The organism is Heyndrickxia sp. MSNUG, assembly GCF_049532715.1.
Taxonomy (GTDB): Bacteria; Bacillota; Bacilli; order Bacillales; family Cytobacillaceae; genus Mesobacillus.
Genome location: NZ_CP150978.1, coordinates 2,375,446 through 2,388,411 on the forward strand (window position 1 = coordinate 2,375,446; position 12,966 = coordinate 2,388,411).

A 12,966-nucleotide genomic window follows, 5' to 3' on the forward strand; every position below is an offset into this window, starting at 1 on the left:
TTTTTGTTTCAAGCTTTATATGTAGAGAAGAGAGGAATTCACAGTGTTTTTTGTCCAAATGTCTGGATTTCCCGGTTCAGGTAAATCCACTCTTGCAAGAAATATATCCAAATTAACAGGAGCTTTGATCATTGATCACGATATCGTAAAGTCTGCCTTAGTACATACACTCAATGAAGCACCGATTGACCCAAAACTAGCGGGGAAAATTTCATACAATATAGATTGGTCCTTAATCGATTTCCATTTGGCACAAGGACAAAGTGTTATATTCGATAGTCCTTGTCTATATGAGGAAATGGTTGAAAAAGGCACCCAGTTAGCTGAAAAGTATGGTGCCAGTTACAAATATGTTGAATGCTATCTAGATGATATGGAGGAAATCAATTTAAGGTTGAAAAATAGGGAAAGAATGATCAGCCAAATCGAGGAAATCCAGTCGGAAGAAGCGTTCAAATTCACGATAGAAAATAGCAAAAAGCCAGCGGGTTATCCGTATCTTGTGGTTAATACTGGACGGCAGATGGAGGATTATATTCTGGAAGCCATAGAATATATCAATTCTTAACGAAAGTTTTCTGTTATCAACAGTAAAGTACAATTTACAGCTTATCTAAAATTAACATTTATTCCGAACAGATTAACAATTTTAAAGGGAGATGCCCAAGTGAATATTTTAATCGTGTTTGCGCACCCTGAGCCAAAGTCTTTTAATGCAGCAATGAAAAATACTGCAGTCACGACATTGATGGACCAAGGACATTCTGTAAAAGTATCAGACTTATATGAGATGAATTTTAATCCCGTCGGGGGCCGGGGTGACTTTTTGCAAATGAAAAATCCTGACTACTTTCATTATCTGGTGGAACAGGCGTATGCATCGGATACAGAGGGCTTTGCCAAGGATATTGCTGAGGAACAGGCGAAAATAAAGTGGGCTGACCTGATTCTTTTCCAATTCCCATTATGGTGGACGGATCCTCCTGCCATTTTAAAAGGCTGGTTTGACAGGGTTTTAGCTTATAAATTCGCTTATGCAGGCGGTCATCGGTTCGAAAAGGGCTTACTAAAAGGTAAAAAGGCAATGCTGTCCATCACAACCGGTGGATCACCCGATGAATATGGGGAAGGATCGCGGAAAGGACCCTTACTAGATCGCTTATATTCCGTTCATCACGAAAAGCTATTTTATTGTGGTCTTGAAGTGCTGGAGCCATTTGTTGGCTGGGGCGTACAGAGTTTGTCAGAAGAAGAACGGGAGCTTTTATTAAAGGAGTATGCTGCTTTGCTTATTGAGATTGATGATGTTCCTGCTTTGTCGTTTTATCAGCCGGTCTAAAAGCACCAAAGTAAAAATGCTAAAAGACAACTGTCTTTTAGCATTTTTACTTTGCGCTATAATAGTTTCTTAATATCTAAAATGGTTTGCAGGTGCATTCCCTCATGAAAAATCGTTCTAGTCAGTACTTGTTCTATCGTATGCATGCCCATTTCAGTAGGAGGGAATTCTTCCTCAAGCCTATTTCCGTATTCCTCTTTGATCTTTGCAGGCTGCTCTTTTAGCAGATTTCTTAATTCTTCAAAAGAAGGCGTCTCAGAAGTAAAGTTTGCAGGTGAACTTCCATAACCAAACCACTCTTTAAATTGCTCAGCAACAGGCGCTTTTTCTTTCGTTAATGCTTGAATCCACAGGTACTGATCTAAATAAATATGCCCCAGGTTCCAGCGGATGTTATTGTTGAAGCCTTGTGGGATGAGGTCTGCTTCTTCAGCTGTTACTTGCTCAACAACTCCCAAAATATAATTGCGAAAAGATTCTAATTGAGTGAATAATACTTCATGTCGTTTTTTCATATTTGTATCTCCCTTAATCTTTTTCTAGCTAAGGTATTCGATAGTAACCTATATAATCCTGCATTAGAAATTGGATAATTATGCTAAACTGATTATTGAGCATAATCATTCTAATTAATAGATTCGTAAAACCCTAATAAAATCTGGATGTAAGGTCAATGGGGTTTTTGGATAGCTGGGCAGATTAAAAAAATGTAAGAATTCATTATCTTGATTGTAAGGACTATGACCAGAACATGACCTCCTAATTTTATTAATGGCGGCGGCTTATCTTTTTGTGGAAAGGTAATCCGACCTGAATGGAGAATAAGTAACATATTATTAAAGGGGTATTTGTTTTTTTAAGTTAGTTTTAATAAAAGTTTGATAAATAACCTAGTGAAAGGCTGTGTTACAAATGGTTTATGTCTTACTTTCAATCATGTTATTTGTTGTATTTTACTCGATTTATAATATATTTAAAAAAGGTAAATTGCCAAGCAACGAATATACTCCTTTTGATGACCTGACTGAGGGGAAAGCAGACAAGGATTAATTTGTATGCAGGCCAAAATACAGAAATCCTTACAACAGCGGTTTAAAAGTGAAAGCTGAGGTATTCACAGATGAGAACTGAAAAAGAAATGTATGATTTGATCTTAGAGATTGCTCAAAAGGATGAACGGATTAGAGCTGTGTATATGAATGGTTCAAGAACGAATCCCAAGGCTCCAAAGGATATTTTCAAGGATTTCGATATTGTTTATGTGGTTACAGAGACTGCTTCTTTCATAAATGATGCAGACTGGACTTCCAACTTCGGGGATCTACTGATGATTCAGGAACCAGATAAGAATGACCATTATGTTGGTATGGCAATGGACTTTGACAGGTCTTATGGTTATTTAATGCTTTTCAAAGATGGGAACCGGATTGATTTGCATATTGAAACGAAGCAAGTGATGATGGAAAATTATCTCCAAGATAAACTTACCGTCGCTTTAATGGATAAGGACAATATCCTTCCAGCCATCCCTGAACCAACAGATATGGATTACTGGGTAAAAAGGCCAACAGATGCATTCTACTTCAGTTGCTGCAATGACTTTTGGTGGTGCTTGCAGAATGTTGGAAAAGGAATCTGGCGAGATGAACTGCCTTATGCGAAACAAATGTTTAATCTTGTCATCCGGGAAAGATTGGATGAGATGATTTCATGGTGGATTGGTATGAATCATGATTTTAAAGTTTCTGCTGGGAAAATGGGGAAATACTTTAAGAACTATTTACCGAATCCCTACTGGCAGATGTATAAAGAAACGTATTCAGACCATAACTATAAGAATTTTTGGAAATCCATTTTTGTGGCGTGCGAATTGTTCAGGAAATTAGCACTAGAGGTGGCAGAAGGTCTTTCTTTCAAATACCTGATCCATGACGATCGAAATATGACTGAATACCTTATGCATATCAGACAATTGCCGGCAGATGCAGAGAGTATCTTTTAGGAAAGTTATTGAAATTTACTGTAAAAAAATATTTACAGTCCTTGGATTTATTTGTTAATATTATAAAAATTATATTCATAGACGCTGAAGAGATGAGTAGTTAAGGTATGGTTTTGTACAGAGAACTCTTGACCGGTGAAAGGGAGTAAAAATCAGCTTAACGAATAAAACCTCGGAGTTTCTTACTAAGCTAATTTGATTAGGGATTGTAAGACGGTTTCTCCCGATAGAGAGATAGGGTATAGATGTACCCGAAAAGGCTGATATAGTGATGTATCGGCAAACTGAGGTGGTACCACGAAGTTTCAACTCTCGTCCTCAAGATTCATAATCTTGGGGGTGGGGGTTTTTTTATTGTTGTTTTTAAGAAAACTAAAGGAATGATACGGAGGGGAAATACATTGCACCCTATGCTCATTGATGTCCCATCACAGTTGGAAACCGAAAGATTAATATTAAGAGCGCCCTGTCAAACAGGGGATGGCCAAATTGTTAATCAAGCCATCAAGGAATCTTATAACGAATTGAAACCATGGATGCCATTTGCCCAGAGCATCCCAGCTGTTGAAAAGACAGAAGAAAATTTGAGAAACGCATTTATTAAATTTCAAAAAAGAGACAGTTTTCGCTTTCTTATTTTCCTTAAGAATACGAATGAATTTATAGGAACAGCAAGCCTGCAGGGAATCAATTGGGATATTCCAAAAGGGGAAATCGGCTACTGGATCAACACCAAATTCAGCGGAAACGGGTATATTACCGAAGCGGTCAAAGCAGTTTCAAACCTTGGCATAGTGGACCTTCATTTTAACAGAATAGAGATTAGGGTCGAATCTACGAATATTAAAAGTCGAAGAATACCTGAAAAATTAGGCTATACCTTAGAAGGAATCCTCAAAAATGATGACCTTTCAGCAGACGGAAAAATATTAACGGACACCTGTATTTATGCATTAATAAATACATAATCAGTATAGAAAGTGAGATTATCATGGGGAAAATCATTGCAATTGGCGGCGGTACTAATGGTGGAGATTTTGATCCTTATCTAGAAGAGAAGATACGGAAATTTATTAATAAGGATCAACCAAAGGTCATTTTTATCCCTTATGCATCAACGGATGATGAAGAGAATTATCAACAATTCTTTAAAATTTATGAATTACTTGGATGTGAAGTAGAATTACTACAGCCAGGATTGGAAAATCTGCTGCTTGAAGCAGATCTCATTTATTTTGGCAGAGGATCGACTATTCAATTAATTGACAAACTAAAAGAATCAAAAGTAATACCCTTTCTGAATCAGGCATTTGAAAATGGTACTATATTAGCCGGGTTTAGTGCAGGAGCACATGCATTATTTACTTTTGCTGGAAGTTATGAAATGGAGATGGGTTATACAATAGTAGAGGGATTAGGATTTGTTAATGGCTGTATCATGTCTCACTACAATTATCAGGATCGAGCAGAAGCTTTTCACAATTTGCTGATAGAAAGAGGATTTAGTGGCATCGGGTTAGATGATCACACGATGATGATTGTAGAAAAAAATGTAGGCTCTTTGTATTCCTCGAAATTGGAATCGAATGGGTATTTTATTCAGAATCAGGATTCAAATCTATCAATTTATACTATTAAAAGTGAGAAAATTGTTATTCCTTTTTAGAGAAGTCTGCTTTTTATGTTTTATAATGTGATAGGTGAATTAAAAGATAAATTTAAATGGAGGACCATCTAAAAATAGATGGTCTCAGACTGTAGACAAACTCGATTATAGTGGGCTTGTCTATAGTTTTTTACCTTGGGTGGGCAGTAAAACAGGTCTGTTGATTTCCGTTCCAGGCGCTTCGCTTTCCGCGGGGCTGGCGCTGAGCCTCCTCGTCGATTCGCTCCTGCGGGGTCTCACCTGTCCAGCTTGAGCCCGCAGGAGTCTGCGCGCCTTCCACTCCAATCAACAGGTTTTCAATAATTGATCTGTGACCTGTATCTTTGTCGACAAGCTGGGACCATCTAAAAAAAGATGGTTTATTTTTTTAAAAAGGTATAGCAAATAAATAATACTTTTAGGTATTTAGTAGGAAGTTTATCAAGTAAACGTTTTCATCTGAAAATTCTAAAAATTATAATTGACTGAATTATATAACTATATTATTATTCTCCTAATAACTTTTTTCTTTCGTATGACGAAAGATGTAAGTCATCTAGAAATTGGGGGGATTCTTTTGTCACAGATGTTAGCTTTGGTTATTGTTGTATTCATTTTATTGGTAGGTGATCTCGTTGCTGTTCGAACGAAAGCTTGGATTCCTTCCATGTTCATTTCAGCTGTCCTGTTCCTGATTGGCTACTGGACGTTTTTTCCGAAAGAAATCGTAGCACTGGCGGGTGTACCATCTGCTGTCGCGGTAATGATGATGTATTTATTGATTACTAATATGGGGACTTTGCTTTCTCTTAAAGAATTAAAAAATCAATGGAAAACCATTGTTATTGCTTTGTCCGGAATCTTGGGAATCATTGCCGTCTTGTTAAGTGTAGGGACACTCATTTTCGGGTTCCAAACAATGGTCGTAGCTATTCCTCCATTAGTCGGTGGTGTCGTATCTGCCTTGATCATGTCTGAAGGAGCAAAAGAGGCTGGCCTTGCCTCACTTTCGGTGTTCGCAATCGTTATTTATGTCATGCAGGGGTTTGCCGGATATCCATTGACCTCTCTCGTATTAAAGAAGGAAGGAAAAAGACTCCTTCAGCAATACCGTGAAGGGGGATTATCTGCAGCGAATGCTGAAGTGGCTGCTGCTGCTGAACCAGCACCAGTTGCAGAACTCAAGCTTTTTAAAAATATGCCGGAAAAATACAATACAGATTTCTTTAAATTTTTCAGGCTTTCATTAGTAGCCTTTCTTGCCTATCAGATTTCAACACTTTTGGCTCCAGTCGTGTCAATTAGTCCGTTTGTTCTCTGTTTGTTATTTGGAGTCATTGCAACAAGCGCCGGATTCCTTGAGAAACAGGCATTGCAAAAGGCGAACGGTTTTGGGATCGCGATATTAGTATTGATGCTCTTTATCTTTGATGGCTTAAAGCAGGCAACGCCAGGCATGCTGCTAGAAATCATTGTTCCTCTGATCGGTACGATTATCCTTGGTGTCATCGGGATGTATATCTTCTCTTTCATTGCAGGAAAAATCCTTAAGGTCAGCAAGGAAATGGCTTTTGCAGTGTCATTGACTGCTCTTTACGGATTCCCCGCTGATTACATCATTACAAATGAGGTAATCAAATCATTGACAGATGATGAAAAAGAACGTGAAGCACTGACAAGCCATATGCTGCCGCCAATGCTCGTCGGCGGGTTCGTAACGGTAACGATCGTATCGGTGGTTCTGGCAGGTATCTTTGTAGGATTATTGTAAGGATAGGGGGAAATGTCATGAAACAACTAAAGGAACGAATTGAAGATCACATTGTGAACATAAGTGATTTTACTGCCACTCCAGGGAAAGGAACCACACGCCTTACTTATAGCCCGGAAGATCTTCAGACACGTAATTATATTAAGGAGAAGATGAAAGAATACGGACTTAAGGTAAGAGAGGATGGTTTTGGAAATATCTTTGGCAAGCTTGAAGGGATTTTAAAAGACGCACCGTCTGTAATGGTGGGCTCTCATTTTGACTCAGTTCCGAATGGTGGTGCATTTGACGGCCCTGCTGGTGTAGTTGCAGCTCTTGAAGTGGCGGCGCTTTTTGGAAAAAATAACGTGACACCTAAATATCCACTTGAAGTTGTCGCACTTGTTGAGGAAGAGGGTTCTAGATTTGGCGGCGGTTTGATGGGTTCGAGAGGAATGGTTGGTCTCCTCAGTGATGAAGATTTCAGAAGCCTGACGGATAAGGACGGGATTACTACTGAGGAAGCGATGGTGAAAATCGGTTTAGATCCAACACTTGTGAGACGTCGAGACCCAAAAACGATGAAGGCTTTTCTTGAGCTGCATATCGAACAAGGACCTATATTAGAAGAAAAGAAGATTCCTATAGGTGTTGTGGAAGCTATTGTTGGATTGACCCAACTGGAGGTTACAGTGGAAGGACAGGCTGGCCATGCCGGGACAACACCGATGGACCGGCGGGCTGATGCCCTTGTTACGGCTGCAAAGATTGTTAGCCAGCTGCCAGGACTTGCGGATGAAGAAGGTGAGCGTACGGTTGTAACCGTCGGACGATTCAATGTATTTCCAAACGGAGCGAATGTTATTCCAGACAAAGTAGTGTTCTCTGTGGATATTCGATCAGGGAAAGAAGCGAATGTATTGAATGTAATAGAAAAAACGAAATCGCTCATTTCTTCCTTTAACGAGAATGGTATAAAGACATGTGTTGAAGAGCTATTATACATCCAGCCGAAAGAATTAAATCAAGGAATCCGCTCTCTTTTAAAAGAGAAAAGTGAAGAACTTCAAATACCATATTGTTCAATCAACAGCGGTGCAGGGCACGATGCAATGGTCTTTTCCGATTACACAGACGTAGGGATGCTTTTCATTCCCAGCAAAAATGGACTTAGCCATTGTCCAGAGGAATGGTCTGATTCAAAGGATATCGCAAAAGCAGTGCAAATTTTTTACGAGACAGCCAAGAACTTAACGGAGGCAGAATGATGATCAATCAAAAATTAAAAGAAGCATTCAAAGAATATAAAGATGAACTTACTGAATTAAGAAGGAAGTTCCACAGTGAACCGGAGCTTTCCTGGGAAGAATATAAGACTACTGAATTTGTATGCGACTATTTAGGTAACTTGGGAATTGAATACCGAAGAACAGAGCCAACAGGAGTGATCGCTGAAATAAAAGGTGGTAACCCTGGGAAAACTGTTGCGCTTAGGGGAGATATGGATGCCCTATCTGTTGAACAGCTGAACAAGGACCTGCCATATGCCTCCAAAGAGGAAGGGAAAATGCACGCCTGCGGCCATGACGCCCATACAGCCATGCTGTTGATTGCGGCAAAAGCATTAAACGAAATAAAAGATGAACTCCCTGGAAATGTTCGCTTACTCTTCCAGCCGGCCGAAGAAGTCGCAGAAGGCGCAAAGGCATTAGTGAAGCAGGGTGCTGTGGATGGAGTAGACAATGTTTTCGGCATACATATTTGGTCGCAGATGCCAACTCATAAAGTATCATGCACACCTGGACCATCGTTCGCGTCAGCGGATTTATTCAAAGTCACCTTCAAGGGGAAAGGAGGTCACGGCGCCATCCCTCAAGCATGCATTGATGCGGCAATTGTTGCTTCCTCATTTGTAATGAATGTACAAACCGTTGTTTCAAGAACAATTGACCCACAACAGGGAGCAGTCCTGACGGTTGGTAAAATGGTCGTAGGCACACGATTCAATGTCATCGCTGAAAATGCAGTGATTGAAGGAACCGTGAGATGCTTTGATCCAGCTACACGCGACCACATTCAAACCCAGCTACAGCATTATGCTGAACAGGTTGCAGCCATATATGGAGCAACAGCCACAGTTGAATATATTCGTGGGACACAGGCGGTTATCAATGATGAGGCCAGTGCGATGCTCGTCCAAAAGGTTGCCGCTGAAGCATTTGGTGAGGACGTAGTATTTAATGAAAAACCGACGATGGGTGGAGAGGATTTCAGTTTTTATCTGGATGAAGTACCTGGGAGCTTTGCACTCGTAGGTAGCGGAAACCCTGATAAAGATACGGAATGGGATCACCACCATGGCAAATTCGATATCGATGAGGATGCACTTGCTACTGGAGCCGAGCTGTATGCTCAGTATGCATGGTCATATTTGAACCAAAAATAGTATGTAAATGAGGAGGCCTATACTGGTTCTCTTTTTTACTTTTTTGTGGATTATAAAGGTAATCTATGCTGCTTTGTTGTATATATAGAATATTAATTAAAGAGGTGATCAAGTTGAATTCGATTAGTTCTCCAATTTCCTGCAAGGTAAACAATGTATTCATCCATGTAAGTGACTTAAAAAAATCAGCAGAATGGTACAGCAACCTGCTTGGAATTCCATATGTATCTGAGAAAGTTGAATCTCCTGTATATAATATCCCTGTTACAAGTGAAACAGGACTAACGCTAGATGAACATTCATTCGATAAAGATTTCAAATTACAGCCATCCGAGCATGTATTGTTTAATTTCTTTGTTTCTGATATTCATGAAGCCTATCAATTTATTAAGAGAAACAATATTAAGGTGGTAAAAGAAATCGAGCAAATTGGTGATTTTGCTTATTTTAATTTTCAGGATTTGGATGGCAATGTATTAATGATTTGTAATTGCTGAAGTATCTTTAATGCAGTCCTAGTAAATAACAAGGCGAACAACATAATATGTTGTTCGCCTTGTTATTTGATGATCAGAAGTGTTATACAGGATGAATCCTAAGCGCCACTTTCTACAATAGTGATTCTGCTCCATCAATATAGACTTCAGTTCCCGTGATGTGTGATGACATATCTGATGCTAAAAAGAATACGAGGTCTGCAACTTGCTCAGGTTTTCCCGATCGCTCTTCGAGAGGCTGATTGCCTTCAGGATATTCCACAGGAATTTTGATTTTTTCCAAATTATCTTCCTGTGGGAAGGTATTTTGCCCGATATTAGTTTCAATCGCACCCGGGCAGATGGTATTTACCCTGATTTTATATTGCGCTAACTCGAGAGCAGCCATTTTACCAAATCCGGCTTGGCCAATTTTAGAAGTACTGTAGGCTGACATGCCAAAATTCTTGTATATTCTGTTGCCATTGATTGAACTGGTTATAACGATACTGCCTCCGCTATTCTTCATATGTGGAATAGCATATTTTACAGTAAGGAAAGTCCCTTTTAAATTAGTGTTGATTGTCGCATCCCAGTCCTCAGAAGAAAGGTCTTCTATTGGTGCAATCACGCCATTAATCCCCGCATTGGCAAATACAATATCGATCCTGTCCCATTTCTCGATCACCTTTTGATAGCTTAGTTGAACTTCATCCGCTTTGGAGATGTCACATTCGCAAATGAGAGCGCTGCCGCCAATTCCATGGATTTCGTCTTTCACTGCCTTGGCGTTTTCTTCTTTTATATCAATCAGTGCGATTTTTGCGCCTTCTTTTGCAAGCTTTATTGCGGCGGCTTTGCCGATTCCCGAACTAGCACCAGTAATAAAAGCAACCTTTTCTTTTAAATGACTCAATCTTGCTGCCTCCCTTTGAAATATGAATTATTGTTACATATGCCCAAGTTGAAGGTTTATAAAACTGGCATCTCTGTTTAAAGCTCAAGGCCACACCTATACATTCTTTTATTTAAATTAAATTCATTTCCATATACTTTTTCTTCGGTACCATATCCATAGATGGTATCATGTAGAACTGGTTTAAAATCTAGGCTCTGTTAAAGCCCAATGTTATTTTTTAATACCTGTTGATTGTAGTGGAAGGCACGAAGACTCTTCCGAAAATGCTAACGCATTTCCATCGTGCGTGGGCAGGTTCGAGGAAGCAAATCAATATCCTGCGGGCTTAGCTGGTCAGGTGAGACCCCGCAGGAGCGAAGTAACGAGCAGGCTCAGCGCCAGCCCCGCGGAAAGCGAAGTGCCTGGAACGAAAATCAACAGACTTGTTTAACAGAGCCAAAATCCAAAATAGGTCCAATAGACACGACATTTTACAAGTCCATTGTAGTGTAAAGTGCAAGTTTCCCAACTTTTCTGGTAAAAAAGGTCGGAATTAGGCTTGTCTAATAATGTAGAAACATTAGGAAATCTAGGTTATATAAAAATGGCTGAATATTCCTTATTATTTAAATCACACTATTTCAGAACCCGAATTATTGTTCAGTGAGAAATAGGGTGCTACAGGACTACTACATAAGTGGTTTATTTATTTCATGGAAAAGGGAGGAATACATTTTGAAAAAGAAACTTATAGTCAATACCGCATTGGCAGGTGCATTGGTATTTTCCGCGGGAGGAACATCTGTATTTGCACATGATGAGATTGGCGGAGGAGTTGAAAAGGGCGATAATCTGGCTGGTGTAGAATTGGCTGTTCCATTGATTGAAGGCAGTAAGAACACAGGCAATCTTCAGGAAGTAGCTGCAGTGCCTTTGAAAGAAATCCGAGAAGGTATAAAGAACTCAACAGGAGATGTATACGCTCATAAAGGGTTTGCTTATTTAGGCACGCATCGAGCAAATGGCGGAGGCGGCGGAGTCCGCGTTTTTGATATGAAGGACCCTTCCAATCCTGTTGAGGTTGCAGCCTTTGCAGAGATCGAGGGCACCTGGCAGGAGAAAGTAATCGTCAAATCTGTAAATACGAAGCACTTTAAAGGAGATTTGGCTGCGGTAAGTGTACAAAAAATGGATCAAAAGGATCCAAACGCCCAGGGAGGTTTCGTGCTTTATGATGTTACAAATCCCCGCGAGCCTAAAAAGCTTGGATTCTGGGAATCTTCTTCGTCAGGAGCAAGGGGCACCCACGAACTGTATTTAACAGTTCAGGGTGATAATGTCTATGTTCTGACGGCTGACTGCTATGCAGACTATTACTCACATGGCGAGAAAATGGATGTATCTATAGTGGATGTATCAAATCCTAATAATCCAGCTACTATTTATCAGTTTAATCCACGTGATTATATCCCTGAAGTAAGTGATGAAAACTATGACGGCTACAACTGGACGGATGAGGAAGGCATTAAGCGAGTTGCATTCGCGCACAGTGTAAAAACAGATGAAACCGGAAAAACAGCTTTCCTTTCATACTGGGATCTAGGCACGATCATGCTTGATATCAGCGATGCGGAAAATCCGGTCTATCTTGGAAGAACCGATTTTGCAAATAATGTTCAAGGAGCAGCACATTCCATGGATCTTGCAAAGGGCGGAACGGTCCTTGTTGAAACCAGGGAGATTTTCGGCCCAACAAGAGAAGGTTTCGAGTCAGCTTACGGATATACGATGATTTATGATATTAAAGATAAATCAAAACCAAAGCTATTAAGCTCCTTTAGAACCGATTTTACTGAAACCATTCCTAACGGAGCGACTGTCCATGATCCTAAGGTTCACGGAAACACATTATATCTATCGCATTACTCAGGCGGTGTCCGAACTGTAGATATTACTGACCCATCCGCTCCAAAACAAACAGGCATGTATATCCCTAGCAAATCAAATATCTGGGGAGTATTCGTTGACCGGAACTATGTACTTGCCTCAGATATCGGCTCAGGGTTGAAAGTACTCCAAAAATCAGGAGGTTCATCTTCTCAGGGGTTGACAGAATAAGATGAATTAGATGAAGCACATTCTCTTTCGGGAATGTGCTTTTTCAATTTTAAGGCAATAAATAAATATCATGATATGGCGGGCTATCGAGCTTCGATTGTTTTAAATAGCCTTCTGCAATTAATTCTTCCAATCCCTTTTCCACTTCTTCCGGTTTGACTCCAAATATGTCAGCAACTTTTACTGTAGAAACCGTCATGTACTTTGGCCGCTTTGTTGATGATTGAATCATAGAATGAACACGCTGAAGTAACAGGTTTTTATCCATTATTATCTCCTCACCTTTTTCTCG

General features: G+C 39.8%; 13 protein-coding genes and 1 other annotated feature. Of the genes, 10 read left to right on the forward strand and 3 right to left on the reverse strand.

Translation table 11 applies throughout. From position 1 onward, the window contains the following. Positions 1-43: 43 nt before the first annotated feature. A complete protein-coding gene (locus AABM38_RS11835) occupies positions 44-568 on the forward strand; it encodes an AAA family ATPase (protein WP_423410568.1) in 525 nt (174 codons plus the stop codon). A gap of 99 nt (positions 569-667) precedes the next feature. Beyond that, entirely contained in the window at positions 668-1,339 is a 672-nt protein-coding gene (locus AABM38_RS11840; RefSeq protein WP_423410569.1) for an NAD(P)H-dependent oxidoreductase, read from the forward strand. Between the two features lie 56 nt (positions 1,340-1,395). On the opposite strand, the gene AABM38_RS11845 is transcribed toward AABM38_RS11840, so the two are convergent. Beyond that, entirely contained in the window at positions 1,396-1,854 is a 459-nt protein-coding gene (locus AABM38_RS11845; protein ID WP_423410570.1) for a DinB family protein, read from the reverse strand. A 605-nt stretch (positions 1,855-2,459) separates the two neighbouring features. Here AABM38_RS11845 and AABM38_RS11850 point away from each other — a divergent pair. The 7 genes from AABM38_RS11850 (at position 2,460) to AABM38_RS11880 (ending at position 9,679) form a co-directional block, all read left to right on the forward strand. Continuing rightward, the gene (locus AABM38_RS11850; RefSeq protein ID WP_423410571.1) at positions 2,460-3,341 is read left to right on the forward strand and encodes an aminoglycoside 6-adenylyltransferase; all 882 of its coding nucleotides are present in this window, start codon (positions 2,460-2,462) and stop codon (positions 3,339-3,341) included. 75 nt (positions 3,342-3,416) lie between these two features. Continuing rightward, positions 3,417-3,664, forward strand: a binding site (T-box leader). Positions 3,665-3,751: 87 nt separating this feature from the next. Further along, positions 3,752-4,309, forward strand: coding sequence for a GNAT family N-acetyltransferase (locus AABM38_RS11855; protein WP_423410720.1), 558 nt, complete (start codon positions 3,752-3,754; stop codon positions 4,307-4,309). A 23-nt stretch (positions 4,310-4,332) separates the two neighbouring features. After that, the gene (locus AABM38_RS11860) at positions 4,333-5,007 is read left to right on the forward strand and encodes a Type 1 glutamine amidotransferase-like domain-containing protein (protein WP_423410572.1); all 675 of its coding nucleotides are present in this window, start codon (positions 4,333-4,335) and stop codon (positions 5,005-5,007) included. Between the two features lie 556 nt (positions 5,008-5,563). After that, on the forward strand, positions 5,564-6,757 hold the full coding sequence (locus AABM38_RS11865) for a hypothetical protein (RefSeq protein WP_423410573.1): 1,194 nt from the start codon (positions 5,564-5,566) through the stop codon (positions 6,755-6,757). Between the two features lie 17 nt (positions 6,758-6,774). Further along, a complete protein-coding gene (locus tag AABM38_RS11870) occupies positions 6,775-8,004 on the forward strand; it encodes a Zn-dependent hydrolase (protein WP_423410574.1) in 1,230 nt (409 codons plus the stop codon). Then, positions 8,004-9,182 carry an amidohydrolase gene (locus AABM38_RS11875; RefSeq protein WP_423410721.1) on the forward strand — a complete coding sequence of 393 codons (1,179 nt, stop codon included), beginning with the start codon at positions 8,004-8,006 and terminating at the stop codon, positions 9,180-9,182. Before AABM38_RS11870 ends, AABM38_RS11875 begins: the two co-directional genes overlap by 1 nt. A gap of 104 nt (positions 9,183-9,286) precedes the next feature. After that, positions 9,287-9,679 carry a VOC family protein gene (locus AABM38_RS11880; protein WP_423410575.1) on the forward strand — a complete coding sequence of 131 codons (393 nt, stop codon included), beginning with the start codon at positions 9,287-9,289 and terminating at the stop codon, positions 9,677-9,679. A gap of 112 nt (positions 9,680-9,791) precedes the next feature. Here AABM38_RS11880 and AABM38_RS11885 read toward each other — a convergent pair whose 3' ends face one another. Next, positions 9,792-10,574: an SDR family oxidoreductase gene (locus AABM38_RS11885; RefSeq protein ID WP_423410576.1), complete on the reverse strand. Its 783-nt coding sequence runs from the start codon at positions 10,572-10,574 to the stop codon at positions 9,792-9,794. 717 nt (positions 10,575-11,291) lie between these two features. Here AABM38_RS11885 and AABM38_RS11890 point away from each other — a divergent pair. After that, positions 11,292-12,674 (forward strand): LVIVD repeat-containing protein, encoded by a 1,383-nt coding sequence (locus AABM38_RS11890; RefSeq protein WP_423410577.1) that lies wholly within the window; start codon positions 11,292-11,294, stop codon positions 12,672-12,674. Between the two features lie 49 nt (positions 12,675-12,723). Here the strand turns inward: AABM38_RS11890 and AABM38_RS11895 are convergent, their stop codons facing one another. After that, entirely contained in the window at positions 12,724-12,942 is a 219-nt protein-coding gene (locus AABM38_RS11895) for a hypothetical protein (RefSeq protein ID WP_423410578.1), read from the reverse strand. Between the last annotated feature and the right edge of the window lie 24 nt (positions 12,943-12,966).

Coding starts and splice junctions, on each gene's coding strand:
- AABM38_RS11860 (WP_423410572.1), top strand. CDS start 4,333: ATGGGGAAAATCATTGCAATTGGCGGCGGTACTAATGGTGGAGATTTT.
- AABM38_RS11875 (WP_423410721.1), top strand. CDS start 8,004: ATGATCAATCAAAAATTAAAAGAAGCATTCAAAGAATATAAAGATGAA.
- AABM38_RS11855 (WP_423410720.1), top strand. CDS start 3,752: ATGCTCATTGATGTCCCATCACAGTTGGAAACCGAAAGATTAATATTA.
- AABM38_RS11895 (WP_423410578.1), bottom strand. CDS start 12,942: ATGGATAAAAACCTGTTACTTCAGCGTGTTCATTCTATGATTCAATCA.
- AABM38_RS11870 (WP_423410574.1), top strand. CDS start 6,775: ATGAAACAACTAAAGGAACGAATTGAAGATCACATTGTGAACATAAGT.
- AABM38_RS11845 (WP_423410570.1), bottom strand. CDS start 1,854: ATGAAAAAACGACATGAAGTATTATTCACTCAATTAGAATCTTTTCGC.
- AABM38_RS11850 (WP_423410571.1), top strand. CDS start 2,460: ATGAGAACTGAAAAAGAAATGTATGATTTGATCTTAGAGATTGCTCAA.